This is a genomic window from Micromonospora sp. CB01531, from assembly GCF_001905095.1.
Taxonomy (GTDB): domain Bacteria; phylum Actinomycetota; class Actinomycetes; order Mycobacteriales; family Micromonosporaceae; genus Micromonospora.
This window is the reverse complement of the sequence record NZ_LWLS01000068.1, coordinates 76076-102562: the sequence shown is the minus strand read 5'-3', so window position 1 is coordinate 102562 and position 26487 is coordinate 76076. Positions and strand designations below refer to the sequence as shown.

Annotated in this window: 25 protein-coding genes and 2 pseudogenes; 11 read left to right on the top strand and 16 right to left on the bottom strand. The window is 68.1% G+C overall.

The genetic code is table 11. The features are described 5' to 3' along the window. Positions 1-153: 153 nt before the first annotated feature. The 5 genes from A6A27_RS43215 to A6A27_RS17655 all read left to right on the top strand — a co-directional run bounded on the left by A6A27_RS43215 (position 154) and on the right by A6A27_RS17655 (position 3011). Positions 154-483, top strand: coding sequence for a hypothetical protein (locus A6A27_RS43215; RefSeq protein WP_143194046.1), 330 nt, complete (start codon positions 154-156; stop codon positions 481-483). Positions 484-624: 141 nt separating this feature from the next. Beyond that, positions 625-1170, top strand: a complete 546-nt coding sequence (locus A6A27_RS17670) for a hypothetical protein (protein WP_143194045.1) — start codon at positions 625-627, stop codon at positions 1168-1170. A 266-nt stretch (positions 1171-1436) separates the two neighbouring features. Then, positions 1437-1880, top strand: a complete 444-nt coding sequence (locus A6A27_RS17665) for a hypothetical protein (protein ID WP_143194044.1) — start codon at positions 1437-1439, stop codon at positions 1878-1880. Between the two features lie 259 nt (positions 1881-2139). Beyond that, positions 2140-2517 carry a hypothetical protein gene (locus A6A27_RS17660; RefSeq protein ID WP_143194043.1) on the top strand — a complete coding sequence of 126 codons (378 nt, stop codon included), beginning with the start codon at positions 2140-2142 and terminating at the stop codon, positions 2515-2517. A 242-nt stretch (positions 2518-2759) separates the two neighbouring features. Then, positions 2760-3011, top strand: coding sequence for a hypothetical protein (locus A6A27_RS17655; RefSeq protein ID WP_073835705.1), 252 nt, complete (start codon positions 2760-2762; stop codon positions 3009-3011). A gap of 8 nt (positions 3012-3019) precedes the next feature. Here the strand turns inward: A6A27_RS17655 and A6A27_RS17650 are convergent, their stop codons facing one another. Beyond that, positions 3020-3421, bottom strand: a complete 402-nt coding sequence (locus A6A27_RS17650; RefSeq protein ID WP_073835704.1) for a GntR family transcriptional regulator — start codon at positions 3419-3421, stop codon at positions 3020-3022. Between the two features lie 189 nt (positions 3422-3610). Between A6A27_RS17650 and A6A27_RS47155 the strand changes: the two are divergent. The 3 genes and pseudogenes from A6A27_RS47155 to A6A27_RS47530 all read left to right on the top strand — a co-directional run. Continuing rightward, positions 3611-3928, top strand: a pseudogene (locus A6A27_RS47155) (hypothetical protein); the annotation flags it as partial. Continuing rightward, on the top strand, positions 3925-4344 hold the full coding sequence (locus A6A27_RS17640; RefSeq protein ID WP_241825312.1) for a hypothetical protein: 420 nt from the start codon (positions 3925-3927) through the stop codon (positions 4342-4344). The pseudogene A6A27_RS47155 and the gene A6A27_RS17640, both read left to right, overlap by 4 nt. A 242-nt stretch (positions 4345-4586) precedes the next feature. Then, positions 4587-4781, top strand: a pseudogene (locus A6A27_RS47530) (helix-turn-helix domain-containing protein); the annotation flags it as partial. 312 nt (positions 4782-5093) lie between these two features. On the opposite strand, the gene A6A27_RS45960 reads toward A6A27_RS47530, so the two are convergent. The 10 genes from A6A27_RS45960 to A6A27_RS17590 all read right to left on the bottom strand — a co-directional run bounded on the left by A6A27_RS45960 (position 5094) and on the right by A6A27_RS17590 (position 15533). Continuing rightward, positions 5094-5765 (bottom strand): hypothetical protein, encoded by a 672-nt coding sequence (locus A6A27_RS45960; protein WP_241825311.1) that lies wholly within the window; start codon positions 5763-5765, stop codon positions 5094-5096. Positions 5766-6038: 273 nt separating this feature from the next. Beyond that, complete coding sequence (locus tag A6A27_RS17630; protein WP_158074000.1) at positions 6039-6824, bottom strand: SDR family NAD(P)-dependent oxidoreductase; 786 nt, start codon at positions 6822-6824, stop codon at positions 6039-6041. A gap of 44 nt (positions 6825-6868) precedes the next feature. Continuing rightward, positions 6869-7558 (bottom strand): GntR family transcriptional regulator, encoded by a 690-nt coding sequence (locus A6A27_RS17625; protein WP_073835702.1) that lies wholly within the window; start codon positions 7556-7558, stop codon positions 6869-6871. Between the two features lie 69 nt (positions 7559-7627). Then, a complete protein-coding gene (locus tag A6A27_RS17620) occupies positions 7628-8407 on the bottom strand; it encodes an acetoacetate decarboxylase family protein (RefSeq protein WP_073835701.1) in 780 nt (259 codons plus the stop codon). A gap of 39 nt (positions 8408-8446) precedes the next feature. Then, positions 8447-9196: an amino acid ABC transporter ATP-binding protein gene (locus A6A27_RS17615; RefSeq protein ID WP_073835700.1), complete on the bottom strand. Its 750-nt coding sequence runs from the start codon at positions 9194-9196 to the stop codon at positions 8447-8449. 3 nt (positions 9197-9199) lie between these two features. Beyond that, positions 9200-10297, bottom strand: a complete 1098-nt coding sequence (locus A6A27_RS17610; RefSeq protein ID WP_073835699.1) for an amino acid ABC transporter permease — start codon at positions 10295-10297, stop codon at positions 9200-9202. Between the two features lie 2 nt (positions 10298-10299). Continuing rightward, entirely contained in the window at positions 10300-11169 is an 870-nt protein-coding gene (locus A6A27_RS17605) for an ABC transporter substrate-binding protein (protein WP_083672663.1), read from the bottom strand. Positions 11170-11331: 162 nt separating this feature from the next. Further along, on the bottom strand, positions 11332-12966 hold the full coding sequence (pruA, locus tag A6A27_RS17600; RefSeq protein ID WP_073835697.1) for an L-glutamate gamma-semialdehyde dehydrogenase: 1635 nt from the start codon (positions 12964-12966) through the stop codon (positions 11332-11334). A 1057-nt stretch (positions 12967-14023) separates the two neighbouring features. Further along, positions 14024-14836, bottom strand: a complete 813-nt coding sequence (locus A6A27_RS17595) for a G5 domain-containing protein (RefSeq protein ID WP_241825310.1) — start codon at positions 14834-14836, stop codon at positions 14024-14026. Between the two features lie 241 nt (positions 14837-15077). Continuing rightward, positions 15078-15533, bottom strand: a complete 456-nt coding sequence (locus tag A6A27_RS17590; protein WP_073835696.1) for a lamin tail domain-containing protein — start codon at positions 15531-15533, stop codon at positions 15078-15080. A gap of 253 nt (positions 15534-15786) precedes the next feature. Here A6A27_RS17590 and A6A27_RS17585 point away from each other — a divergent pair, with 253 nt between their 5' ends. Together A6A27_RS17585 and A6A27_RS17580 are read left to right on the top strand one after the other, a co-directional pair. Further along, the gene (locus tag A6A27_RS17585) at positions 15787-16917 is read left to right on the top strand and encodes a DUF4236 domain-containing protein (RefSeq protein WP_073835695.1); all 1131 of its coding nucleotides are present in this window, start codon (positions 15787-15789) and stop codon (positions 16915-16917) included. Positions 16918-17366: 449 nt separating this feature from the next. Then, positions 17367-19445, top strand: coding sequence for a helicase-associated domain-containing protein (locus tag A6A27_RS17580; protein ID WP_073835694.1), 2079 nt, complete (start codon positions 17367-17369; stop codon positions 19443-19445). Between the two features lie 101 nt (positions 19446-19546). Here A6A27_RS17580 and A6A27_RS17575 read toward each other — a convergent pair whose 3' ends face one another. Both A6A27_RS17575 and A6A27_RS17570 read right to left on the bottom strand, forming a co-directional pair. Next, entirely contained in the window at positions 19547-19957 is a 411-nt protein-coding gene (locus A6A27_RS17575; protein ID WP_073835693.1) for a type II toxin-antitoxin system VapC family toxin, read from the bottom strand. Then, on the bottom strand, positions 19954-20232 hold the full coding sequence (locus A6A27_RS17570; protein WP_073835716.1) for a type II toxin-antitoxin system Phd/YefM family antitoxin: 279 nt from the start codon (positions 20230-20232) through the stop codon (positions 19954-19956). Before A6A27_RS17570 ends, A6A27_RS17575 begins: the two co-directional genes overlap by 4 nt. Positions 20233-21404: 1172 nt before the next feature. Here A6A27_RS17570 and A6A27_RS47525 point away from each other — a divergent pair. Beyond that, a complete protein-coding gene (locus A6A27_RS47525) occupies positions 21405-22535 on the top strand; it encodes a helix-turn-helix domain-containing protein (RefSeq protein WP_143194042.1) in 1131 nt (376 codons plus the stop codon). Here the strand turns inward: A6A27_RS47525 and A6A27_RS17560 are convergent. The 3 genes from A6A27_RS17560 to A6A27_RS17550 form a co-directional block, all read right to left on the bottom strand. Further along, entirely contained in the window at positions 22445-22948 is a 504-nt protein-coding gene (locus A6A27_RS17560) for a hypothetical protein (protein ID WP_198940346.1), read from the bottom strand. The genes A6A27_RS47525 and A6A27_RS17560 overlap by 91 nt on opposite strands. A gap of 166 nt (positions 22949-23114) precedes the next feature. Beyond that, positions 23115-23927, bottom strand: a complete 813-nt coding sequence (locus tag A6A27_RS17555; RefSeq protein ID WP_073835690.1) for a hypothetical protein — start codon at positions 23925-23927, stop codon at positions 23115-23117. Then, positions 23924-25279, bottom strand: coding sequence for a hypothetical protein (locus A6A27_RS17550; RefSeq protein WP_143194041.1), 1356 nt, complete (start codon positions 25277-25279; stop codon positions 23924-23926). Before A6A27_RS17550 ends, A6A27_RS17555 begins: the two co-directional genes overlap by 4 nt. Between the last annotated feature and the right edge of the window lie 1208 nt (positions 25280-26487).

Here is a 26487-nt window from a genome sequence, read left to right as displayed (position 1 = left end):
TGAACCGCCGCCCAAATGAAAGACCGAGGCTAGGGCCGAGCATCGGACCGCCTACGCCGAGCACGGCGAGACCGTCGAATAGCCGCATGCTCCTGTGACCCGCCAACTGATGGGCGACGCGGTTCCTGTAGGTGATGCGCGACGGCGCACTACATGCACGCCAACATCTATCCCTCTGGCAACATCTACTGTCACTTCCGACGGAGGGACGTAGCGATGGACAGCTCCGCGACGAACAGGCCCGTCTCCCACCGTGAGATCACAGCATGGTCCATCGCCGTGGCCGCTTCCAGCATCCTGGTCTGTCCAGGACTTGGCACCGTCGTCGCGCTTGTCCTCGCCTTCACGCGGCTCAGGCACAACGCCAGAGCGCGATGGATGCTCGTCGGCGTAAGCGTCGCTATCCTCGCCCTACAGATGATCATTATCCTGCTCCCAGGAAGCGGATCCGGCTACGTCGGCCCGTCTGGGATCGTCGACTGACCAGAGGCCTCGCCGTCACGGTGCCGAACGCTCTTCAGCGATGCGCTACCGGCGGCGGACGGGCATCAGGTGGGACGCGAGTGTCATGCATCAGCCGGCACACGACAGGGCCTGACCGCGTCGCGTTGCCGAATTGGCCTCTTGAGGATCAAGGCGGCCCGCAAGCGGGCCGCGCCGGCCGCGCTCGGCCTGCTGGCGGCGCAAGCGCCGGCATCGGCCGGCGCGCCGGCCGATTGCAGACTGCGCCAAGGACCGGAACCGATGCCGCCGGCGGGGATCTTCGACAGAGATGGGGCCGCCCACCTCCACCGTGAGTCCGGGCGGAGCCGAACAGACCTGCTCCCCGGTGTCAACACGGTGGGTCGTTGTGTTGACACCGGGGAGCAGGCCCGTTCCACGATGTGCGGACTCACGGCGGAGATGGGCTTTGAGGCAGAGGAGCGGTACGTGGCAGACGAGGTGTTCCCCAGCGATCTTTCCGGCCACTTCTGCGCAACGCTGGAACGCCGGCCGGAACTCGATCGATGGCGCTTCGAGATCCTCGACTATCAGAACAACGTCCTGCTCAGTGGTTTGGCCTGTAGCGAGCGGCAGGCCGCAGCCATCGTCAACGCGTGGGACCAGGTGATCGCGACGTCGCCCGACGACGAGGACCCGAGCATGGATTGGGTCGATGACTCGGAATGACGGGTGGTCTGCTGTCGCAGGGACGCATGCAAGTCGGTGGCCATGACGGGCCATCCATGGGCCAATAACTGTGGCGCGCAGCGGTCATGAGCGGGCACGAGCGGCATCCGGCTCTGCCGCCGGCCGCAGGCGTTTCGGGCATCACCGCCCGATGAGCACGCTCTTCCAATCTGACGCTCCGCCCGCCAGCCGTGGCCGCATCTAGTCGGAGGAGGTCAACGGACGCGACGCTGACTGGCTGGCCAACCCTTCGGTAGTGTCCTGCCGTGGTTGAGGAGACGTGGAGCCCGGAGTGGTGCATTGTGGGCAACCTGCTGCCGTACCCGTACAGTTCTGATGGGCCGCAGGCGGACTTCCGCAGCCAGAAGATCTTTCCCGCCGGAGCGAAGCTCTACGTGGTCGGCGGCTTCGCTGGGCTGGGATACGAGACGCTCACCGTGATCGGGTACGCCCACCGCCGGCGCCGACCGGTGACCGCGCACATCAAGGCGAAGTATGTGGGCGGCTGGCGAGCGCAATTGGTCTACCGGCCGATCATTCTCCGCGCGATCCACGCTGCTCAGCAGGAGCGGCGGCATGAGTGCCATCGCTGGCTGGAGCCATTCCGGGACGACCGGGAGGCCGACTACGAGCCGGGCGAGCCAGAGTACGGCGAGCACCTCGCCCAGATCGCCGCTGGCTTCCAGCGAGCTCTCCATGGCGGCCGGTAGGTCGTGCCCGTTGCGTGCCCGTTCGGATGGGACCCGAGGGTCAACGGCGGTCAGCATCTGGCCGTGGCGGCCGGCATGGCGACGCAGGTCAATCCGGGTGAACGCCATGCGACTTCCGGCCGTGTCCACACTTCCTAAACCGTTTGTATGTCGACTCGGCCGGGACGGGGCCGCCTGCTCGTCCGCAGGTCCTCGTGACGGGCCATTGCGAGCTGCTGGCGCCCCTGCGCTGTTGTTCGACCTCTGCGACGATGTGGCCGTGTCTCTCCTCGCACGGACGCCGAAGCGACAGTGCGACCGCGCTGTGAAGCGAGCGCGGCGGGAGCTTGCTCGCGGCGGTACCGATCTCTTCTCGTCCGTGTTCTGGTACGGAGCTGTCGACATCGACCGTAAGCACCTCGTCGTCTGGGTCTTGCTCGCCGGTTCCCCGTCCCGTTTGCCAGCCTGGTACTTCCCGAGCAAGGACCGCGCCGACTACCGGTACGACCCGGAACTGCTGGCAGAGATCGAACGTATGCGTGACACGGTCGTCGCTTGTTTCGCTCAAGAGGGTTGGCCGGATTCTGAGCGTGTCGACGTAGGTTTCGACTCAGAGGCCCGAGTGACAGACGGCGGCGGGTGGCATTACTTCAAGTAGCGCCTGGCACAGGCCCCAGGGCTCCCAGACCCGCCTACGGAGCAGGCCGGCGGGAACCGTCGACAGCAACGCCGACAGCAACCGCACCAAACGGCGGCGCACCAGCGAGTGCGGAGACGGACAGTACTCCGAGCTAGCGAGCGCCCCCGGACAAGGACGGACGTGCTGCACAGAGCTTGTAATCGAGGCGTCAGCCAGCCGGCGGTCTGTTCGGGCGACATGGCGTCGGGGATCCTGGTCGGGTGGACAACCGGGATCTCGACGAGCTGGTCCGGGCCGGGCGGAACATTCAAGCACTCGCCTTGATCCGCGAACAGCTCGGTTGCAGCCTGCAAGAGGCGATTGACGTGCTCAATGAGCATCACCTGCGGCTGAAGGCCGAGCAGCCACACAAGCAGCCGAACCAGCGATCGTCGGCGGACGATGACGGACCGGGACGCCAGGTCGGGCGCGAGGATCAGCCGGTGGACCAGCGGCGGGCAGCCGACTTGTAATGCGCAGATCAGCGGCCGACGCGGATGCGGTCGGCGGCGAATAGCTCGCGGGAGCCGTCGGCGCGGAAGACCACCAGGACGGGGACGCCTTCGCCGATGTCCAGCTCCTTGCGTTCGGCAGGGGTGGGCATCCTGGCGGAGGCGGTGTCGCCCTTGAGTAGGGTCACCGTCTCGGTCGGTTCCATGCTGCGGACGAAGGTGCCACGCGGAGGTTGGACGATCACGAGCCCTTCCGACCGGAGGAGGGAGATGGCCTGCCGGACGCTTGTCCGGCTCAGTCCATACTCCTGAGCCAGTCGCAGCTCGCTGGGCAGCGACGCGCCGGGCGCGAGGTCGCCGGACGTGATCAGGTTCCGCAGTAGGTCGGCGAGCTGCCGAAACACTGCGCGATCCGCGCTGGGGTCGATCACGAATGTGACGCTACGTGTCCAACAGTTCTACAGGTTATTGTATCTACAGTCCTACGTATGTACGGTGAGTTGGCAGGTGCGGCGGCCGGATGACCAGCCAAGGCCCGGCCGCCGTGCCATCAGCCATGCACGAGGGGGAGATCTGGTGCGGCGTGTCTCGTACGAGGAGTACCTGCTCGCCGCAGCGATGACCCTCGCGCGACGACACCGGCCGGTCTGGTGCTGGCGGCAGTGGAGGCGGGTCTGCCGGTGCGGCGCCGAGTTGCCGTGTCACGCCCGGCACCGGATTCCGATCAATCGTGGCCACTGGCCGACGGAGGGGGAGCAGTGAACGACGGTCAGGAGCGGGCCATCCTCGCGGTTCACGTCCGCGGGCTCGATGGCATGTGCGTCGGCTGCCGCGCCTGGTGGTCGCGGCTGACTCCGTACCCGTGCTGGCAGGTGGATTGGGCAACCAGCCGGCAGGCCCGGACGATCACCGCTCGCTTCCTGGAGGATGTGCGGTGACCACCCACGGCCCGGTCATGCCGATCTGGAGCTGCGGAGGCTGCGACCTGCCCTGGCCCTGCCCGACCCGGAAGCGGGAGCTACGGGCGGAGTACGCCGATGCTCCGGTGTCGCTGGCCCTCTACCTCGGCAGCTATCTCGTCCAGGCCGCCGAAGACATGCCCTGGACGCCGGCCGGCGTGTTGCACTGCCGCTTCCTCGGCTGGACCACACGGGGCGAGCGGTCGACGCCAGCAGTACAGCAACCGTGCCAGCCGAACCCGACCGAGACCAGCCTCAGCAGGCCGGATGACCTCGCACCGCACCCGATCCGGCCGGCTCGGCGGCAATTCGGCGAGTTCAGGCGACGAGCCCCGCACCCATCTACGCGCCGACCCGCCCCGGCGATGAATCGATCACCGACGGCGACTGCCTAGCGCAACGCTGACCGCTGCTCCAACGGTCGGCCCATTTGGGCCGGCCGGTGGAGCAGATCCTCGCGGGCCAGACGGCGCGGCGGTGCGTTCGGAGGACGGGAACATCCAAGCGCTGCCGCGCCCTCCCGGCACCGATGACTTGACCTTTGGGCAGAGGTGAGCGTCGATCGTGTCCGTCCTGCCTCCGCCTGCCATCGGCGGATGGTGTGACCACCGACAAACATCGGAGATTCCACCCCGCCATGAGTATTGAAGCTGTCTCCTGGGCGCTCAGCTACGCCCCGGACGTCCCACCGCAGTGCCTCGCCGTCCTCATCGGCCTGGCCAACCACGCCGACGCCGCCGGGCGCGCCGCTTTCCCCTCCCAGGAACGCCTCGCCCACTACGCCCGCAAGACCGTACGATCCGTACGCCGCGACCTGGACGAGTTGGAACGCCTCGGCCTCATCCGCCGCGGCGACCAACGCCACACAGCGTCCCTGCCCGCGGACCGCCGGCCCGTCACCTGGGACCTCGCGACGCACCGCCGCCGCCCGCTTCCCGCAAGCCTCGACCCGTCCGCCGAACCGCAACCCGGCCGCCCCACCGACGTCCACAACCCTGTGGATAACCGGGACGACGTCCACAATCCTGTGGATAACCGGGAGGACGTCCACGTCCCCCCGGTTATCCACCGGCCGGACGTACACGTCCAGACGGCCGGACGTACACGTCCGAACGACCGGACGCACACGTCCGACGAACCGTCCTTAACCATCCATAACCAAAAACGCGCGCGCCCGCGAAGCGGCATCGCCGCACCAGCCGACGTCCGGGCTCGGCAGTGTCCCCAGCACCGCGGATCGCCGGCGCACAACTGTGGGCCCTGCCGGGCGGAGCGCCTCGGGCGTGGGCCCGATGACGGCCCGTCGCATGACCAACGTGCCGTGGCTGACAACCTGGGGTCGGCCTCTGCTCCGAGCGCCGCGCCGTATGACCATCGCCGTGATCAAGCCGTCGGCGATGTGCTCGGCGCCGCCGTTGGTCGACGCGGTGATCCACCAGTAGTGGTCGTCGCCGATCGGCGAGCTCCAGGTCACGGTGAGCTGCGCGGTCTGCTTGTCCTTGCCGGTCCCGACCTGGGCGGTGACAGCCAGGTCGGTGACCGGTGGTGTCGGTGGGTGCGCCGGCCCGAAGGAATGCAGCAGCTGAGTTTCCTGGTAGGGGTCGGTTGAGGTGACCGCCCAGGCTCGGGTGCCGGCCTGGTTGACCAACAGCGTGCCCTCCCAGAGGCTGTCCCCACTGCGGAAGTCGACCGCGTACGTCGGGACCGTGCTGCCCTTGCCGTAGAGGTAGACATCGGCGTCACCGGTGGCGGTCGAGGCGCGGCCGATGGCGACGGTGGAGCCGCCCCCGGACCAGGCGGCGTCCTGCGGATACACGCCGCTGGGATAGACGGTCGCGTCGGCGAGGTCCGGCAGCCGGTACGAGTGGTGCTCGTACGGGTAGCCGACGTCTCCACCACCTCGTGCCGTCCGGGCTGACGGCGTAGTCGATGCGGCTGCTGGTATGTGGGCTCACCCCCGAGCAGTACGTCGGAACCGTTCGGGGTCGGCCATGGCCAGCAGCGTCGAAGTGGCGTTGGCCGGCTGGGCTGCGGGTGGCAAATAGGACTGACGGGCTGGCGGGCAGTTCAGTGCGGCCGAGGGGATCATCTACATGGCGACGACCCAGCCACCATCCACGGTGAGCGTGTGGCCCGTGACATACGCGGAGGCGTCCGAGGCGAGGAAAACGACGGCGCCCGCGAGGTCCGCCGGTTCGCCGACTCGTCCGAGGGGTATGTGCCTGGTCACCAGTTCATCCTCGACAGCCTTCGTGGGCAGGAGATCGGCGGTCATCTCGGTTCGCATGTAGCCCGGCGCGATGGAGTTCACGCGGATCCCGTACCTGCCCCACTCGTAGGCGAGGTTCTTCGTCAACTGCACCACGGCCGCCTTCGACGCGTCGTACACCGAAGACTTCTCACCGTCGACGACGAGGCCGCCGATGGAGGAGAGGTTGATGATCCGGCCCCCGCCGCGTTGGCGCATGGCCCGCGCGGCGCGCTGGGCCACGAAGTACGTGCCGCGTAGGTTCACCGTCAGGGTCAGGTCGAACTGGTCCGTGGTCGCGTCCAGCGCGGTGTTGCGCAGTGATACGCCGGCGTTGTTCACGACCACGTCCGGGACGGTGCGCCGCCGCTCAAGGTCGTCGAACGCGGCGTCGATGCTGTCGACCGAGGTGACGTCCAGCGGCAGCGGAGTCGCCTGGAGGCCCTGATGTTCGAGGTAGGCGCACGCCTGTTCCGCGCGGTCGGTGGTCAGGTCCGTTGCGATGATCTCGGCGCCGGCCTGCCCGAGCGCAAGGGCCTGTGCGCGGCCGAGACCGCCGTGGGCGCCGGTGACCAGGGCTCGTGCGCCGTCCAGGGTGAATAGAGAGCTCAGGGGGGCCGATGTCACTGACAGGGTCCTTTCTGGCGGCCCGTGAACGGCTGGCGAGGCGGCTACAGGCCGTAGTTGGTGAGGATTTCGAAGACCTGCTGGGAGTCGTGGCGCACGTGCTCACGCATCTGCTCGGTGGCGGTGGCGACGTCCTCGGCGGCCACGGCTGCCGCCATGGAGCGGTGGTCCACGCCGGTCCAGTCGGGGGTGGTGACCACCTTGGAGCAGAAGTACCACTGCCGTAGAGCCAGGTTGAAGGACACCCGGGCGGTCGCGACGAGGTATTCGTTGCGGCTCATCCGGTAGATGCTCTCGTGGAATGCGGCATCCAGGTCGATGCATCGTTGCAGGTCGGTGGTCTGCGCTTGTTCCTCGGCGAGCGCGACGAGTTGTTCCTTCTCGGCTTTCGAGCCGCGGCTGCAGGCCAGCATCGTGGCGAGGGATTCCAGTTCCAGTCTCAGTTCCATGACCGAGCGGGAGTCCTTGAGGGCGATCTCGGTGGCGTAGGTGCCGCTGCGCGGGTAGATGACGACCAGCTTTTCGAACTCCAGCCGTCGGATCGCCTCCCGTACCGGGGAAAGGCCGAGGCCGAGATCCGCCCGCAGTGCACTCTCGACGAGTTTGTCCCCGGGCATGATCTCGGCGCGGACGAGTCGGGAGCACAGTCGGGCGTAGGCCGATTCGCTCAGCAGGGCGTTACCCGTCTGGTCGACGCCGACGAGCGCGCCCTTTCCGACATACTCCGACAACATGCTGCTCCTCCCCCACATTCTCCGCAGCGTGTGCGGAGCGGCCCCGTTTTCTGGCAAGCTATCGGACGGCTACGGCCGCTCGGCTTCCTCGACACTGGGCGGATTGCCGAGGAGGTCGTCGATCACCGTCGAGATCCCGTTCGCCACGGTGCAGGCGTAGTCCCCGACGGAGAATTCGCCGCCGAGAACCTCCACCACCTTCAGTTCGACGCCGTTGACCGAGAGCGTGTCGGTGAGTTCGACGTTCGCGGGGCCGAAGCTCTTCCGGTTCAGGACGAAGTCGCTGGATGTGTCCCGCGAGATGATCTCGAAGACTCGGAAGCCTGGTCCGTTGGCCTCGGGAAGGGCGTGGACCTGGAGGTGCGGGTACGTGGACATGTCTGCCCAGGCCGCGTTGTCGTACCCCTGCTGGGGAGTCATCGAGATGCCGAAGATCAGCTTGCCGGAGCGGTGGACGGTGCCGGAGACGGATTCGGCGGTGTCGGTCAGGGTGATGTCGGCGTACTGCTTGGGGTAGCCCCAGACCTCCCGGCCGAAGGCGACGCTCCAGGGCTGGTCCTCGTACTCGAAGAAGTAGTTCACCCCGCGGTGGTTGCGGTAGCGGACGGGGATGACGACGCCCGAGTCGTAGAAGGCTCCCGGGGTGGCGTTGCCGAAGTCGGCGATCTGTACGACGAATCGGTCGTCGGCGAGTTCGAACGGGGTGGGCTCGAGAAGGGCCTCGAGGTTGGCCCGGTCGCCGCGGCAGTAGACGGAGAGGCTACGCAGGTCCTTGCACCAGTAGGGCTGGTCGCCGCTCGGGTACCCGAGGTAGGTGAAGAACTGCTTGGTGTCGTACGTCTTGCTCATCAGGTGATGTCCTTGATCCGTTCTCAGGGAGGGGTGGCGCTAGTCCCGGCCGGCTTCGTGGATCTTCCGGAGGAACGACCGGAGCTCGGGAGTGGAGGGTGAGTCGAAGATCTGCTCGGGCGGGCCCTGCTCGAGGATCGTGCCCTGGTGCAGGAAGCAGACCTTCGAGGAGATCTCGCGGGCGAAGGGCATCTCGTGGGTCGTCATCATCATGGTGATGCCGTCGGAGGCGAGTTCCCGGACCAGGTTCAGGACCTCGATCACGAGCTCGGGATCGAGGGCCGAGGTGATCTCGTCCAGCAGCAGGGCCTGCGGACGCATGAGCATCGCCCGGGCGATGGCGACGCGTTGCTGCTGCCCGCCGGAGAGTTGGTCGGGGTAGGCGTCGGCCTTGTCCTTGAGGCCGACGCGTTCGAGCATGACCCGGGCGTTGCGTTCGGCCTCGGCCCTGGTCGCCACGCCGGCGCGGACCGGGGTGAGGGTGCAGTTGCGCAGCACGGTCATGTGCGGGAACAGGTTGTAGCTCTGGAAGACGATCCCGACGCGACGGCGAAGGGCGACGAGGTCGACGCCTTCGCCGGATACGACGTCGCCGTTGAGGAGGATCTGCCCGCCCTGGATGTTCTCCAGCCCGTTGACGCAGCGCAGCAGTGTCGACTTTCCGGAGCCGGAGGCGCCGATCAGGGTCACCACTTCGTGTCGGTCGACGGTGAGGTCGACCTTGTCCAGCACGGTGAGGTCGCCGTACCGCTTGGTCACCGTGTCGAACTCGATGAACGCTCTCGACATGGCTCACACCCCTGTCTTCCTGGCGCCGCTGCGGGCGAGCAGGTAGTCGACGAACCGGGTCTGCGGGATGGTGATGAGGACGAAGACGATGCAGACGGCGGTCACCGCGGAGAGGTTGAAGTCGTTCGCCGAGTAGATCTTGGCCTGGCTGAACGCGTCGATGATGCCGACGACGATCACCAGCGCGGTGTCCTTCTGCAGGCCGATGAAGGTGCTGAGCATCGGTGCGGCGATGTTGCGGGCCATCTGCGGCAGGATGACGAATCGCATGACGTCTGTCTGGGTGAGGCCCATGGACAGGGCGGCTGAGCTCTGGCCCGGGTTGATCGACTCGATCCCGGCTCGGTACAGCTCCGCGTTGTAGGCGCTGTAGGTCATGGCAAGCGCCACGATCGCGTAGACGATCAGGGAGCCGCCGCTGAGGAACGGCACCTCGGTGAGCGGGAGCCCGTAGCAGACGAGGTAGATCAGGACGACGGACGGAATGCCGCGGAACACGTCGATGTAGGCGATGGACAGGGCCCTGACCGGGCGGAAGCCCCGGCCGGGGAGCTGCCGGCCGATGGCGAGCACGAGCCCGAAGACCATGGCGAGGATCTGGGCGCCGAGCGCGATCTGCACGTTGATCCAGAGTGCGCGCAGGATGTCGAAGAAGCTCCGCGTCATGTACTCGCCGTTGAAGAAGGTCTTCTGCACCGCCCCGTCGTTGGTGAAGACCATCAGGGCGAGTACGGCCACGATGGCCACGCAGCCGCTGAGTCCGAGGGAGGTGATGGCGGCGTTGCGGGAGCTGGCTGCCCCCGTGCGGGCCTCGACGTAGCGGCGGGCGGTCCAGTCCTGCTGGGATTGGCGGCTACGTCGGTAGGCCAGCGACAGGGGCCAGCCGAGCGCGGCGATCGGAAGCACGGCACCGAGCAGGAGCCGGGTGGTGGATCCGGTGACGAGGATGGCGGTGAGCTGGTAGCAGAGCGTCGCGGCCAGGAGGGCGAGGATGGCTGCCGCGGTGAGGTAGGCGGTCGTCGGCAGTGGGCGGGCCGGAGTGAAGCTGATGTCGGACGGTGTCGGCGGGGCCTCACGTCCTTCGGGTGCCTGCACTTTCATGGTCAGGCACTCCAGTCGGCCAGCTTGTTAGGGTCGCCGCCGAGGATCGGGTTCAGCCACTTGTTCATGATGGCGGCGAGGGTGCCGTCCTTCTCCATGTCGGCGAGGATCTCGTTGACCACGGTGACGTTCTGCGAGCCCTTGGGGAACAGCGCCGCGACGTCGCCGCCGGCCGGGTACTGTCCGATGACTTCGAGCTTCCCGCCGGAGCTGGCCGCCCGGGGCATGACGGTGGCGGTGTCGTTGAGTGCGGCGTCGATCTGCCCGGCCAGGACCGCGTTGAAGAGGTCGTCGTTCGAGGAGAAGACCCGCACCTCCTTGGGCTTGAGGGTCTCGTTGACGTACTTGAGCTGGACAGAACCGGCCAGCACGCCGACGGTGGCGGTCTTGATGCTCTCCTTGGTCAGGTTCGAGCCGGTCTTGACGAGGACGCCGGTGCGGTAGGTGTTGTAGGGCGTGGAGAAGTCCACCGCCTTACGTCGCTCAGGGGTGTCGTAGATGTCCCAGACCGCGAAGTCGAAGTTCGAGGTCTTGGCGGTGACGAGGGCCTCGAAGGAGGCGTTCACGAGCTTGATCTTGCGCAGTCCGGCGCGGTTGGCGATCTCGGCGTCGAGGCAGTACATGTAGCCCCCGTCCACCGACTCGAGGGTGTTGCCCCGGTAGCCCGCGGGGTAGGGCAGGGAGGCGGCGACGGTGAGAGTTCCCTCGGTCTTGGTCTTCATCGCGTGGACGGTGGGGTTCTTCGTCACCTCGCAGTCGCCGAAAGGGGATGACCCCGAGTTGGCGGACGAGGTGTCCGTGCCACATGCGGCGAGGGCGAGCATCCCGGTGATGGCTGCGGCGACGCCGAGGGATCGGAGGGACCTGGTCATCTGACACCTCCGTGTCGATGGTCGTTGGCTCAATCAGAAACAGTGAATATGTCAGTGAAATGTTAGTGAAGTGTGAGTGAGGCTACACCCAGGGAGCAGGCCCGTACAGAGGGCCGAGGGTCGAATTTTGGCTGGTCACGAGAGCGCGTGGCGGGCCCAGGATCAGCGGGGCCGCATGTGGGGGTAGCGGTGATCCCGGGGCGGGTCGAAGGTTTCCTTGATCGACCGGGGCGAGACCCAGCGGGAGAGGTTGGACGCGGCGCCCGCCTTGTCGTTGGTGCCGGAGGCGCGGGACCCACCGAACGGCTGCTGCCCGACGACCGCACCAGTCGGTTTGTCGTTGACGTAGAAGTTCCCCGCAGCGAACCGCAGCCGCCGGCTCGCCCACGCGATCGCCCTACGATCACGGGCGACGACCGCTCCGGTCAGGCCGTACGGCGCGAAGGACTCCAACTGGCCGACAGCGTCCTCGAAGTTCCCATCGTCGAAGACGTGCACGGCGAGGATCGGCCCGAAGTACTCGGTGCGGAACATCTCGTCGGTCGGATCGCTGCTCTCCACAACGGTCGGACGAACGAAATAGCCGACCGAGTCGTCGACCTCACCGCCAGCGAGCACCGTCAGGTGGTTCGTCCGGGTGGCCCGGTTGATCGCGTCCCGGTGCCGGGCGAACGCCCGAGCGTCGATCACCGCGCCCATGAAATGGGAGAAATCGGTGACGTCGCCCATCATGATCGCTTCCACCTCGGCGAGGAACTCCTCTCGCACCTTGTCCCAGACCGACCGGGCCACGTACGCGCGGGAGGCGGCGGAGCACTTCTGCCCCTGGTACTCGAACGCCCCCCGCAGCAGTGCCACCCGCAACACGTCGGGGTCAGCCGACCCGTGTGCGACGACGAACCCCTTCCCGCCGGTCTCGCCGACGACCCGTGGGTACGAACGGTAGGTCCTGAGATTTGCTCCCACCGTCGACCACAGGTGTTGGAACGTCGCGGTGGAGCCGGTGAAGTGGATGCCGGCCAGGTCGGGACTGGTGAGTGCCGACGCAGAGACATCGATTCCGTCGCCGGGCAGCATATTGATCACCCCGGGTGGCAGCCCGGCATCCTCCAGCAACTCCATGATCAGGTGGGCGGCGTACTGCTGGGTTGGCGCCGGTTTCCAGATCACCGTGTTGCCCATCAACGCCGGGGCGGTCGGCAGGTTACCCGCGATCGCGGTGAAGTTGAACGGGGTGATCGCGTAGACGAACCCTTCCAGGGGGCGGTGGTCGGTGCGATTCCACACCCCACGGGCGTTCGCCACCGGCTGCTCGGCCACGATCTGCTTGGCATAGTGGGCGTTGAACCGCCAGAAGTCGACCAGCTCACACGCGGAGTCGATCTCGGCCTGGACGGCGGTCTTCGACTGGCCCAGCATCGTGGCGGCGTTGAGGCGTTGACGCCATGGCCCTGCCAGCAGGTCAGCCGCCCTGAGCAGGATCGCCGCGCGATCGTCGAGAGACAGGTCCCGCCAGCCTGGCGCCGCTTCCCGCGCCGCCATGATCGCGGCCTCGGCATCGTCGCGCGTGGAGTTGCGCAGCACCCCGAGAACGTGGCGATGGTCGTGCGGCTGCACCACTGCGACCTCCGCTCCCCCGCCCATCCGCTTGCGGCCGCCGATCGTGGCGGTCAGGTCCACCTCTCGGCTCTCCTGCCGCTCCAGCTCCCGCTCCAACGCGTCCCGTTCGGGGCTACCGGGGGCATAGCTCAGGGTCGGTTCGTTGACCGGAGACGGCGCACTCGTGACGGCATCCACACTGTTGTCCTTCGCATCGACAGGAACCGCGGTGCCGGCTGGGCCGGCCCGCCCGGAAGGCGCGATTGGTGACGCGCTACGAGGCGTACCTGGATCAGGACCACCCCGGGTGAGCGCTGACATTACACTAAAATTTCAGACGCGCCAGCCCTCCAAATCGCCTGACGGAAGTGCCAATGACCGGACCGCCCGGGACGCCAACAACCAGGGATCTTGGCGGCTCATGGCACGGATTCCGGCACTCGGGGCAACCATGTACGGGTTGATCCTCATCCATGGCACAGCAATGGGCGGTGCGATGAGGAGGACAAGGGCACTCCTCCGCGACGCATCCGGACGCGGCATCCTCGTCGCGGCGCCACCATGTAACTCGGGACTCCCGCGAGTCCCCCCTGCCAGACCGCCGTCGGAAGCTGCTTGCCGAGTACGACCGGGCCCGGTCTCGCTCGTCCTCTACCGGGCCGCTCAGCTCGTCAACGCCCGGGTGGGGGACCATGCGGCGGCGACGGTCGCTGCCCGGATGGCTGGGCGGGTGGGCGTTCGGCCCTGTCTGCCAGGGTGAGTTGAGGCCAGCGGCTCGTAGCAAGTTCCGCTGACAGGGCGAGATCAGGGATTGAGAAGCGTTGAGGCTTTCTGTTGGTACCGCGTCGTTTGGGTGGGCGACCCTCCGTTCAGAGGGAGCCCGGCGTCATGGGGCCTCGGGGAGACCTTCTCTGTGGTGGGGGGCGCGTTCCTCTGCTGGGCCGCGCTACGTCATCGACAGCAGCGGTGACAGCAACCGGCCCGGATGGAGGCAGCCCGGGCCGGCGTCGCACGGACGGTCGACCGAGGCGGGAGACGGTCGAAGAAGCCGCCGGACGACGCGCCCAGAACTTACAATCGAGGGGTCCGAGCACACGAGGAGCAACGGTCCGCGGGGCGTCAGCGATGACTAGGTCTGGGCCCTAGCCAGACCGTCGAAGTCGGGCCAGTGTTCGGGACCCGCTACCGGCCCTTTAGGGGCGACTGGACTCGGGGAAGGCAGAGGAAGCGGCCTCCGCACATCCCCGTACCGTCGTCACGTGTCGCAGGCGATGCCGTCGCCGTCTCGGTCGAGCTTGTAGATGTCGGAGCCGATGACGCGGACGGGTCCGTCGACGTAAGCTGGCCCGTCCCCGCTGCCGCCGGCGCAGTCGACGTCGCTTGCTATGGGGACGCAGGCGCCGCTGTAGTTCGGGTCGCACTGCTGGGTGGCCTTCGTGCCGACCCTGACAACCTGGGTGACGGGAGCTTTGGTGACCTGCGAGCGGACCAGCTTCTTTGTTGTCTGGACCCCGTCAGTCAGGGTCACCTCGTAGGTCAACGTCTTGACTCCCGCGACCCCGCGGGTGGTCACGTTTCTGGTGCCTTTGCGTAGCGAGGAGTCGTTGACGGTCTTGGTCTGGTAGGGGATCTTCTGCGTTTCTGTGACGGTCCGGGTTTCGACTACGGGGGTGGCGGGAGCCGTGGGGGTCGTCGCAGCCGACGACGTTGCTGCTGGCGTGGCAAGGCCCGTCGTTGCTGCAGTCGACGGGGCCTGGGCGGCCTGGGCTGACGAGGCTGGCTCGCTCGTCGTGTCCTTGTCGGAACTGGTGGGGTCGACAAGGGCGACGATGCCGGGCACCCCGCAGCACAACAGGAACAGCGCGGCTGCGCTGATGAGCGCAATCTTGCCCTTGGACGGCTTGGATCGTGCTGGCGCCTGGTTCCAGCTCGTTGCTGCCGGGAACTGCGTCGTTGGGTACGGCGGTACCTGGCCGTCGTGCCCGGCCTGCGGCTGGTAGGGCGGTGGGGGTGGGGGTGGTGGAGTCGTTTGGTCGTGCCAGGGGTCCTGCGGAGGCGGGTACGTCACCTGCCTGAGTGTGGTGACCAGTGTCAATGTCCGGCACCGGCCGGTCGGCCACCATGTGTGTCAGCATTCCGACGGACGTTCACCGAGCTCGGTCGGCTGCTCCTCCCTGATCGAGGAGCGACGATCTCCCGAGTCCCAAGTCCCGAGTCCCGGGCGGCGGGGTCGGGGCGGCGATGGAAGTGATGGGGTGGGTAGCGCCGGCCCACCTGATGGCGGGCCGGCGCTCTCACGGTGCTGCTGTTCAGCAGTAGGTGTAGCTGCCGCTGCTGCCCCAGGAGCAGCTGTCGATGCCGGTGCCGGCGGAGTTGCGCAGGTAGGCGGCGTCGCCGGTGTTGTTCCAGATGTAGTTGCCCGAACCCCAGTAGCGGTTGCTGCTGGTGTTGGTGCCCTTGCCGGTGTGGATCACGACGCTGTAGCCGGGCTTGAGGTAGAAGTTGCTGGCGAACTTGTAGACGTGGTTGGACTTGTCGCGCAGGGTCCAGTTCTTGAGGTTGATGGTGGAGCTGCGCTTGTTGGTCAGCCGCACGTACTCGGCGTTCAGGCTGGTGTTCGACCGGTTGTCGGTGCCCGGCGAGTTGTAGTAGACCTTGGTGATCATGATGGCCGGGGTGGCGGCCTGCGCCGGGGCGGCGGCGGCCAGCGACCCGCCGACGGCGATGGCGAGCGCCGAGACAAACCCGATCAGCCTCTTCTTCAAGTGGTCCCCCTGGTCTGGAGTGGAGGCCGGCGTGAACCCATCCGCCGACCGGATGCCTCGATGGCACCACATGCGCGCAAGATCGTAATCACGGCGACCGACAGATTCGCTACCCGCGAGTAGGACAGCAGGAAACCGTGTCCAGCCGGGCATCCGGGCACAGCCGTCCGGCTTGACCGGCGATCAGTCGTCGGAGCCGCCATCGGATAACAGGGTGAACGGGCAGCGCGGTCTCAGGTTCTACGGTCAAGGCGTGGGGTTCTCCATCAAGCTGGCACCCGGGGTGCGGATCCGCGCGTCGTCGCGTGGCATCCGTACCAGCGTTGGCCCGCGGGCAGCCCGGGTTCACTTCGGCGCCGGTCGCACCGGTTTCTCCACCGGCGTCGGTCCGGTCGGGTTCTACACCTCACTGGGCGGCGGCCGTCGGGGCAACTCCCGGGGCCGGACCACGTCCACGGCGAGCTACCAGCGGCAAGTCGCGGCGCAGCAGCGCCAGGCAGTGCAAGCGCAACGGGCCGAGGAGGCACGTCTCTTGGCGCAGGCGTTCCTGCGCATTCTCGAGTTGCACCGAGTCGACTTCCCTGCCGCGTCGCGGCCGATCGCACCCGAGCCCGCACCACCAGACCGGGCCAGCATCTACAAGCACTACGAACACCACGCTCTGGCTGGGATCGGCCTCTTTGAGCGCGGCAAGCGCGCGCAGGCGAAACAGCAGGCAGCGCAGTGGACCGAAGCCGAGGTGCAGCGGCAGCGGGACTTACTACGTGAGCAGCAGACAGGCTGGCAGCAGTACTTGGATGAACGGTGGCAGCAGCTCTGCACCAACGTGCCCGATGTCGTCCTGGAGACCCTTGAGGAAGCCTTCGAAGACAACGAGGCCCCAAGCGCCGCCGTCGGTGTCACCAGCGGTGAGGTCTCCCTCGTGGTGCTCGTGCCCTCCGTCGAGCAGGTCGTGCCCGAACGTATGCCCACCACCACTCAGGCCGGCAACCTGTCGCTGCGTAAGCTCCCGCAACGCGAACGCGCCGACTACTACAAGCTGTTCGTCTGCGGCCAGGTCCTCGTCACCGTGCGGGAAGCCTTCGCCGTCGCGCCCGGCATCACCACCGCACGGGTGGCCGTGCTCCGCCACGACGGACCCGACAGCTACGGCCGACCCCGCGTGTCCTGCCTGCTCGCGACGAAGATCGATCGATCCGCGCTGGACGGAGTTCGGTGGGACACGGCCGACGCCGCTGCCATCGTCAACGACACCACCTCCGAGCTGCTGCTCAACCCACGAGCGCGCACCGGCGAACTCCTACCCCTGAACCTTGCCACCGAGCCGGCACTCGCCGAACTCATCAACACCGTTGACCTAGCCGAACTCACAGCCGCCCCCTAGACGCTCCGACTCTGGCCGGGAGCACCTCACAGAGCGGAGGCAGCAGCGGCTTTCCCCCGTACCTCGCTATCGGGCCGTGGCGTGGTCGCACCGGCAGCGTGGCAGGCGGCCGGGCCGAGCGTCGCCGAGGGGATCAGCAAGATCGTTGGGCACACGCCGGGCACAACTGACGCCGACAAGGGCTGTCAACCGATGTAAGGCAGCGGAAGAACTCGCTCAGGTCAGGCGGCCGATCCGTCCGATTGGAGTTGATCAGGAGAACGCCTGAGGGGTTCAGGGTTCGAGTCCCTGGCGGCCCGCTCGAAACGGATACCCAAACGGAGGGTGTCAGGCGGACAGCCGCGCGCACCACAAGCCTGATCGCGCTGTTGATCCACATCGTGTGGCACGGTCCCCGGCACGGCGTACCTGTCGTCTCCTGCCGGAGCGGGTGGTCGTAGGTTGGCACCGTGCAGTCCCTCGCCGATCACCTTCGCACCCTGACCCAGGAGCAGCTCACCAGTCTGGTCGCGAATCGTCGCGACGCGACCATCGAGCCTGCTCCGAAGACCGCCGACCAGCTCGCCGTGCGGCTGCTTCACCCGTCGTCGATGGCAGCTGCCTGTGCGTTGCTAACGCTGCCGCAGCTCCAGGTGGGCGAGGCCGCCGCGGCGCTGGGCGACGGGTGCACCCTCGCGCGGCTGGCGACGCTGTTGGGCGTATCGGAGGGCGATGCGGACCTGGCTTCGGCGCTGTGTCGTCTTACCGAGCTTGCCCTGATCTGGCCGTACGCCGACGGCTTCGCGGCGGCACATCTGAGCCCGATGTGGCCGCACCCGCTGGACCTCGGACCCGGCGCCGCCGAGCTGCTCGTCGCCCGGAACACGAACGAGCTGCGCAGACTGGCAAAGGTGTACAGCATCCCCGTAACGGGCCGCGGCAAGGACGAGTTGATCGTTGCGCTGGTCGGCTGGCTGGCGCGGCCGGAGAACGTACGCCGGCTCGTGGCGCAGGCCCCCGCCGACGTTCGCGCCCGGCTCGCCGCGCTCGCCGTGCGGCCGGCACAGCCCTTCGATGTGCGAGGGATCATGTTCGGCTCGGCCAGTGTGGCGCTGCCGTGGGCCGCCGAGCGTGGTCTCGTCGTCGGCTCCGCATGGGGCATCGAGGAGATGCCCCGCGAGGTCGCCCTCGCGCTGCGGGAGGGCTACGTCGCTGCGTTCGACCCGCAGCCGCCGGCCGTGCCTACCACCCTGGTCGAGCCAAAGGACGCCGAACGGGAGGCCGCAGCCACCGCCTCGGAGACCCTCGCCGCAATCACCGCGATCGTCGGAACCATGAACGGCGGCCCGGTGCCCCTGCTCAAGACGGGCGGTCTCGGCGTACGCGAACTCCGTCGGATCGCCAAGTCGTCCGACCAGGACGAGGACCGTACCCGCCTGACCATCGAACTGCTCGCCGCGGGCGGCCTCACCGAGGCCTCGGACACCGGTCTGGCCCCCTCGGCGGCCTATGACGAGTTCGCCGCCGCCGAACCCGCGGACCAGCTGCTGGACATCGTCGACACCTGGCTGGCGATGCCCGCGTGCCCGCTCGCCCCGGCCGACTCGACCGCGGTCTCCTCCCGTGTCCTCTACTGGGACGAGGGCGAGGAGATGATCTTGACGGGTCTGCGGGCGCTGACCTTGCGCACTCTCGTCGACGTCTTGCCCGAAGGCCACGCCACCGACCCCGGCACGCTCGCCGACCGGCTGGCCTGGCAGAGCCCTGTCCTGACGGACCAGGCCGACGAGGATCTGCAACGGTATGTCACCGGCATCTGGCGGGAAGCACACCAGCTCGGTCTGCTCGCTCACGGAACCGTAACCAGGCTCTGCCGTAGCCTGCTGACCGGAGACGCCGACGCGACTCATCGGCACGCTCAGTCCATGCTGCCCCGATCCCGCGGCACGGTCCTCTTGCAGAACGACCTCACCGCAGTGGTGACCGGCACCCCGTCGGCCGACCTGCTGGCTCTGCTGGACGGCGCGGCCATGCCAGCGTCCCGCAGCGGCGCCTGGACCTGGCGTTTCTCGCCGGCCAGCATCCGCGGCGCACTCGACACCGGAAGCACCCCGGCGAATCTGCTGGCCCAGATCACCGAGGTGGCCGAAGGCGGCCGCGTGCCGCAGACACTCACCTACCTGATCAACGACGTGGCCCGCCGATACGGCAGCGTTCAGGTCCGCCCAAGCGGCTGCTGCCTGTGCAGCGACGACGAAACCCTGCTCACCGAAATCATCAACACCCGCTCGCTGCGGGCCCTGCACCTGGTCCGGGTCGCCCCGACCGTGCTCGCCAGCGCAAAATCGCAGACCGAAACCCTGGCCGCACTGCGCGCCGCCGGCTACGCCCCGGCCGGCCTCCACCTCGACGGCAGCCCAGCGATCGGGATCCCGCAACGACGCCACGCCGACCCATCACCCACCGAGCCAGACAGCGGTGACATGTTCCCTCTGCCACGCCTGAGCGACCCGGCCGACGTCGCGCGGACCCTGCTCGGCAACCGCTGACCTCGGCAAACACACCCGGCACGGCCGAGGCTCGCTCACGCGAGCAACTCAGCCTGCCTCTGGGAGATCACCCTCCGGTGCCCGTCTTCGGGAGTCGCGGTTCAGTTCTGGCCGGGGCTTGCTACGGGTAGTCCTGCGGCCTTGGCGCATTCGAGCAGTCGCCGGTCGTAGGTGACGAAAGCGATGAGTGCCGTTCCGGACTCGTTGATCAGAACCTGGGCGGTGGCGAGGTGGATGGCGTCGAGGCTGGGTAGCGTCGGCTCAGCGAGCGCGGCTGCAGTCGCGCGGATCGTACTGTCGATCTCCAGTCGGAAGAGCCGCCCGATGGCCGCCGGCACTCCGATCAAGGCTTGCGGAGCTGATCGGCGTAACGCTCTGGGCACTTCCACCTCGACGAGAGCGGAGGAGACCAGCGGCACGTCGTCGTGGGTGTTGAGCCAGGCGACAAGGTCAGCGCTGCATGCCTCCTGCCGAACCAGCTTGACGACGGCGGCGGAATCGAGATAGATCACCAGCGCTCTTCGTCTCGCATCTCGGCGAGCGTGGCGGCCACGTCCACATCCTCGTCACCGAGCTTTGGCGGAAGCGGAACGGGACCGCCGCCGGTCGGAGCCACGGCCCTCCCCGCAGCTACCAGCTTGGCCAGCAGCGATCTGTCATCACCTACCGGAACAAGTCGGGCGATCGGGTGCCCGCGATCGGTGATCTCGACGGTCTCGCCGCCACTCACCCGAGCCAACACCTGGCTCGTGTTCTGGTTCAGCTCCCGGACACCGATACGTTCCATGGACATGAGTGTAGAACTAAATGTTCTACCTTGCCAGTTGTTCGCTGCCTCCCGGCCAGGACCAGAACCGGCGGCATCAGGCAGAGGGCCGCTGCGACTCGCAACCGGGCGCCGCGCGTCGGCGAACCGGACCGACGGTTCGGCTGGTCGGGCCGGCATCATCGGGCACCGCCCGACGGGCGCAAGCTGGGCAGAGACGGCCGACAGTCGGCGACGGACCTGCCCTCCCAACCAGACCGGCTGCCCGGCGGGTAGGGCGACCGCGGATAGTTCCCACGTTCACCGGATCATCGATCGGCCAGATCGGCGTTCAGCTATACCCCGACAGCATCGCCACGCCTACGCCGTAGACCTTCAACGTGGCCTCCCCACCGTCTGCTGCACACGGTGTCGGCGGCCAGTGAAAGATGGCCGTTGACAACACGGCTTCGGAGTTGGCCCACCACGTTTCGGCAGGTCACGCACTGCACCCCGACCCCTATCCACCAGATTCGAGCCGGCACTCTTTACGAGGCTTCCACCACTGATTCACTCGCGTTACGCACCCTGGCCTCGCTAGCCGAACCCGCACCGTCTGGCAGTACCAGCACGTCCCGGCATCGTCGGGGCTGCTTCCCACCCTCACCGGCATCCCCCGGATCAGGCTGCCCCCCAGCTTCGATCAGACCGCTACGACGGCCCACGGCCCAACGGAGAGGACTCCCACCCCTGTCGACAATCCAGCGCCTCGTGGCCCACACAGCAGCGAAGTACAGCAACCGTGCCAGCCAAACACGACCGAGACCAGCCTCAGCAGGCCGAATGACCTCGCACCGCACCCGATCCGGCCGGCTCGCCGGCAATTCGGCGAGTTCAGGCCACGAGCCCCGCACCCATCTACGCGCCGACCCGCCCCGGCGATGAATCGATCACCGACGGCGACTGCCTAGCGCAACGCTGACCGCTGCTCCAACGGCCGGCCCACGTGGGCCGGCCGGTGGAGCAGATCCTCGGCGGGCCAGACAGCGCGGCGGTGCGCTCGGAGGACGGGAACACCCAGGCGCTGCCGCGCTCTCCCGGCACCGATGACTTGACCTTGGGGCAAAGGTGAGCGTCGATCGTGTCCGTCCTGCCTCCGCCTGCCATCGGCGGATGGTGTGACCACCGACAAACATCGGAGATTCCACCCCGCCATGAGCATTGAAGCTGTCTCCTGGGCACTCAGCTACGCCCCCGACGTCCCACCACAATGCCTCGCCGTCCTCATCGGCCTGGCCAACCACGCCGACGCCGCCGGCCGCGCCGCCTTCCCCTCCCAGGAACGCCTCGCCCACTACGCCCGCAAGACCGTACGATCCGTACGCCGCGACCTGGACGAGCTGGAACGCCTCGGCCTCATCCGCCGCGGCGACCAACGCCACACGGCGTTCCTGCCCGCGGACCGCCGGCCCGTCACCTGGGACCTCGCGACGCACAGCCGCCGCCCACTGCCGACAAGCCTCGACCCGTCCGCCGAACCGCAACCCAGCCGCCCCACCGACATCCACAACCCTGTGGATAACCGGGAGGACATCCACGTCCCCCCGGTTATCCACCGGCCGGACGCACACGTCCAGACGGCCGGACGTACACGTCCGAACGGCCGGACGCACACGTCCGACGAACCGTCCTTAACCATCCATAACCAAACACGCGCGCGCCCGCGAAGCGGCACCGCACTGGCCGACGTCCGGAGCCGGCAGTGTCCCCAGCACCGCGGATCGCCAGCGCACAACTGTGGGCCCTGTCGGGCGGAGCGTCTCGGGCGTGGGGCCAACGACGGCCCGGCACCTCACCAGCGAGCCACGGTTGACAAGCTGCGGCCGGCCTCTGCTCCGAGCGCCGCACCGCATGACCATCGGCGCCCAGCAGCCCCGCCCACCACGGTGGTGGATCGGCCCGCTGCCTCGCCGACCCTGCATCGGAGGCGCCGTGATCATGATGCCGGCGACGGCCTCTCCGGCCGTGGCGTGGGGAAGGCGGCGCACTGCGCCCTGCCGCCGCCCACGCTGCGAAGGAGCCCCTGTTCCTCCATGTTCCCAGCCTGTCACGGACCAACGGTTAGGTCGTTCTTGAATGCTGGAGCGGGCGGACTGGCAGGCGGTCAACCGAGAAGACCTACGGACGTTCTGGCAGGAGATGTCCGAGCGCATGGCGCCAGCCTGGCGGGAGTAACGATTAGCCGGCTTGGTCGTCAACGGGAACGCTGGTCGGCTGACGGCTGGGCAGTCAGCCGAGGTTCCACATCCTCCGGCAGCTCAGCACCACACAGCACGCACATGTAGTCGTCGTCGCGGACGAGGTTGTGCTCGCCGCAGTCCAGGCAGCGCCGGAAGACCACGGCGACGGTGAACGCTTCCGGACGGCCGATACCCGCCCAATCGAGGGCGTCCGCCACTGCCGCCCATGAGTTGGGATTGGGGCAGTAGCCGGTGGACTGGTTGCTCACCTCGGCCACGACCCAGCCGTCCCGCTCGTCGGCGAAGGCGATCTCCCCCGCGCCGAGAACCTCCCCACCACCGGCGCAGGCGACGTGCTCGCTGCGTCTCGGTGCGAGACGCAACGTACCGCCAGTGTCGATGACGTACGTGAACGGCTCGTCCCGGTCGCGCGGATCTGCTGCCGCCAGAAAGGTGTCGAGATCGGCCGGTGATCGGACGGGCCAGCCCTCGGGCGCGTCGGCGACCGACGCCCGCACGTCCGCCGGGCCAACATAGCGGTACCGACGCCCCGCCCCTACCACGGCACCGACCCTACGCTCGTGCGGCCGCCGTCGTGCACAACCGCGCCGGTCTGGCAGCCCAGACCCTGGCCCCCGGTTGATCCCAGCACCTCACAAGTTCGCGGGTAGTGGTACCTCCGCGTCAGCCGGGTACGGTCACCCGCTGCTCAGGGGTCGGCTTGCCGGCACCCGGGAAGTGCACCTCGGTGTCGAAGGCGAGCACGCCGTAGTGTCCGCCCGAGGTGTATCCGGTGAATCGGATCGTGTAGGCGTCGCTGCCCGTCGTCGGGGTGACCGCGTGCGGCACCAGCCGGCCGCAGGACGCCGTGTGCCCGGGCCCGTTCCCGCTCGGTGAGGTAGCGGTGAGGGAGTAGTCCTGTTCGCCGGCGTGGCTGACCCGGCAGGTGATGGTCAGGCTGAGCGGCTCGCGCGAGTCCGGGAGCCATCGGCCGCCGTCGAGGAAGAAGGGCTGGACGAAGACATACGGGTTGAGGTAGTAGCCGCCGCTGTCGTTCTTGCGCAGCCGTTGGGTGCAGAAGCGGAAGGTTCCCTTCGTCTTGCCGCTGCGCGAGACGTACACCTGCTGGCCGGTCTGGAGGGTGCAGGTCTGCGACAGCAGGGTGTAGCCGCGGGGGAATTCCGGGGCCGGGGTGGCCCTGGCGGTCGGGGCCGGCGGCGGGGCGGCGGCTGAGCCGGCTCGAGCTGTCGCCGGGGTGCGCGGTTTGGTTGTCGGGGAGGCGCTCGTGGCCAGGTTGCTCGGCGTGGGGGTCGCCACGGCCGCACTGGTCGTCGGCGCCCCGGTGGGCGCCGTCGCCGCGACGGTGGGTGCCGGGGTGGCCCAGACGGTGCCGGCAGCACCGGGTTGGGCGCAGCCGGCAATACCGGTGGTGAGCAGCAGCAGCGCCGGTACGCCGCACCGGACGAGCGGACGGCGCCGCTGGGTCGCAGTGTTCATCGCTGCAGCGTCGCGGTTGCGTAGCCGTCCGGGTAGAACTGGTAGTAGTCGTGGTACCGGACGGTGAAGGTGGTGGTACCGCGGGGCAGCGCGTAGGTGAGGGTGTATCTGCCGCTGGCGTCCAGCTTGCCGCGCCAGAACTCCCGCTCGGCCCCGCCGTTGGTCGACGCGGTGATCCACCAGTAGTGGTCGTCGCCGATCGGCGAGCTCCAGGTCACGGTGAGCTGCGCGGTCTGCTTGTCCTTGCCGGTCCCGACCTGGGCGGTGACGGCCAGGTCGGTGACCGGTGGTGTCGGCGGGTGCGCCGGCCCGAAGGAATGCAGCAGCTGGGTCTCCTGGTAGGGGTCGGTTGAGGTGACCGCCCAGGCTCGGGTGCCAGCCTGGTTGACCAACAGCGTGCCCTCCCAGAGGCTGTCCCCGCTGCGGAAGTCGACCGCGTACGTCGGGACCGTGCTGCCCTTGCCATAGAGGTAGACATCGGCGTCACCGGTGGCGGTCGAGGCGCGGCCGATGGCGACGGTGGAGCTGTCCCCGGACCAGGCGGCGTCCTGCGGATACACGCCGCGGGGATAGACGGTGGCGTCGGCGAGGTCCGGCAGCCGGTACGAGTGGTGCTCGTACGGGTAGCCAACCGTCTCCACCACCTCGGTGCCGTCCGGGCTGACGGCGTAGTCGATGAGGTTGCTGCCGGTGTTGTCCCGCCGGGCGACGATCGTCGGGCTGTCGCCGGACACGTCAATGACGTAGGTGGTGACCGGCGAATAGTCGGTGTCGCCGGCGACGAGGAGGCCGGGCGTGCCGGGGCTGGCGTCGATGATCGGGTGGTAGTTGGGGCCGCCGGTGTAGACCACCGGCGGGATTCCGGGCGCGGACCAGATCAGCAGACCGCCGGAGCCGATGCCGGCATTGATGAACCCGCCGACGATCTTGCCGCCGGTCGGTTCGACGGTGTACAGGTGGGCGCCGACGGGTGCGGGGTAGCTGGCGATGACGGTGAGCGTGTCGGCGTCCAGCGCGATGATCCGGTTGAAGCCCTGGGCCGCGTACAGGGTGCGCCCGTCGTCGCTGAGGACGAGGTCGGAGATGTCAGCGACGGCGGTGACCCGGTTCAGCAGCCGGCCGTCGAGGTCGGTCACCACCAGCGGCAGGCCGGCACCTACCCCCTGGGCGACGTAGAGGCGCCCGCGCGCCTCGTCAAGCTCGATCGCCCGCAGGTCGTTCACCGGCAGCTGCACGCCGACGCTCTTCACTGGGGCCGTCTGGGCGGCGGCCGGCCCTGTGGACAGCAGCTCCCTGGCACTGAGTCCGATCGCCGCGGTTATCCCGGACGCCAGTAGCTGACGACGCCGCATGACACCTCCCCCGTGTCGGCCGCCGCTCGGTACGGACGGCCAGGCGAGATCCTAGTACCGGGCATACTGCTGGCGTGGTACTTCATCGCCCGGCCCGCTCGTGAGCTGGTCCCTGCCGTGCGCAGTGGGCGGCATGGTCGCGGTTGTGACGCCGGTCAGGCGCTTCTGGGCAGGCGATGCTGGGCGTCGGCACGTGCACTCTCCGGGTCGACGTCGATCAGACGCGGCAGCCGAGCTGCCGGGCCGGCGGGATCGGCCTGCAGCTCGACGACCAGATGGGTCGTGCCGGCGTGCGGGTCGCCCCGCCGGAAGGCGGCGAGGCTGGCTCCGCGTAGCGTGCTCAGCTCGCTGCGACCGTGGGCTGGCCCGGCGAACGGGCGAGGGAGGTGGGGAAGCCCTCGGCACGGCCCGACGCCGCAGGCGCCGATATCGGCCCAGTGACTCCGCGATCCTCCGGTTTGTACTCGACGCCGCGGGGTGGGAACACAGCGACTGGTCCTGGGAGGCGCTGCGGTTCGGTAACGGACGTATAGTTCGCGCCATGGCCGGCCCCAGTCGCCCCTCCCCGCTGAGCTCACTCATCGGGGTCGATGTCGACGCGACGGCCGAGCAGGTCTATCGGGCGTTGGTCTCCGGCGGACCGGCGCTCGGGCCGGATCTCGCCGGCCTGCTGGGGATCTCGGTCGAGGACATCGAAACGGCGATCGGTGCGTTGCGGCAGGTGGGCCTGGTTGACATGGCCGACGGCGGAGGAATCTCGGCGGTGTCGCCGTCGCTGGCGCTCGAGGGGATGGTCGCGCAGCGCGAGCAGCAGGTCAGGGCCGCCCGAACGGCACTCGACGAGCTCGCGGAGGAGTACCGGAGGGCGCGCGAGGCGCAGCTGTCGAACGGCATCGAGATCGTTCGGGGTCGCAGCGAGATCGGCAGCTGGCTCAATGGCCTGTTGCTGTCCGCCAAGGAGCAGATGCGGATGTTCGCGAAACCACCGTTCGCGGTTTTCGGGATCTCCGAAACTGACACCGAACGCGAGGTCGCCGGTCGTGGTCTGCGGGAGCGGATCATCATCCAGCGGACCGTGCTGGATGAGCCCGCCGCGGAGAAGGACATGGTCGCGTCCCTGGATCGGGGACAGGAGATCCGCATGGTGCAGTCGTTACCGGCGAAGCTGCTGATCGTCGACGATTCGATTGCGATCGTGCAGCTCGACG

Excerpts from the sequence above, each read along its gene's own strand:
- A6A27_RS43215 (WP_143194046.1), top strand. The coding sequence starts at position 154 with ATGCACGCCAACATCTATCCCTCTGGCAACATCTACTGTCACTTCCGA.
- A6A27_RS17625 (WP_073835702.1), bottom strand. The coding sequence starts at position 7,558 with ATGTTGTCGGAGTATGTCGGAAAGGGCGCGCTCGTCGGCGTCGACCAG.
- A6A27_RS17620 (WP_073835701.1), bottom strand. The coding sequence starts at position 8,407 with ATGAGCAAGACGTACGACACCAAGCAGTTCTTCACCTACCTCGGGTAC.
- A6A27_RS17615 (WP_073835700.1), bottom strand. The coding sequence starts at position 9,196 with ATGTCGAGAGCGTTCATCGAGTTCGACACGGTGACCAAGCGGTACGGC.
- A6A27_RS17610 (WP_073835699.1), bottom strand. The coding sequence starts at position 10,297 with ATGAAAGTGCAGGCACCCGAAGGACGTGAGGCCCCGCCGACACCGTCC.
- A6A27_RS17605 (WP_083672663.1), bottom strand. The coding sequence starts at position 11,169 with ATGACCAGGTCCCTCCGATCCCTCGGCGTCGCCGCAGCCATCACCGGG.
- A6A27_RS17570 (WP_073835716.1), bottom strand. The coding sequence starts at position 20,232 with ATGGAACGTATCGGTGTCCGGGAGCTGAACCAGAACACGAGCCAGGTG.
- A6A27_RS47525 (WP_143194042.1), top strand. The coding sequence starts at position 21,405 with ATGAGCATTGAAGCTGTCTCCTGGGCACTCAGCTACGCCCCCGACGTC.
- A6A27_RS17555 (WP_073835690.1), bottom strand. The coding sequence starts at position 23,927 with ATGAACACTGCGACCCAGCGGCGCCGTCCGCTCGTCCGGTGCGGCGTA.
- A6A27_RS17550 (WP_143194041.1), bottom strand. The coding sequence starts at position 25,279 with ATGCGGCGTCGTCAGCTACTGGCGTCCGGGATAACCGCGGCGATCGGA.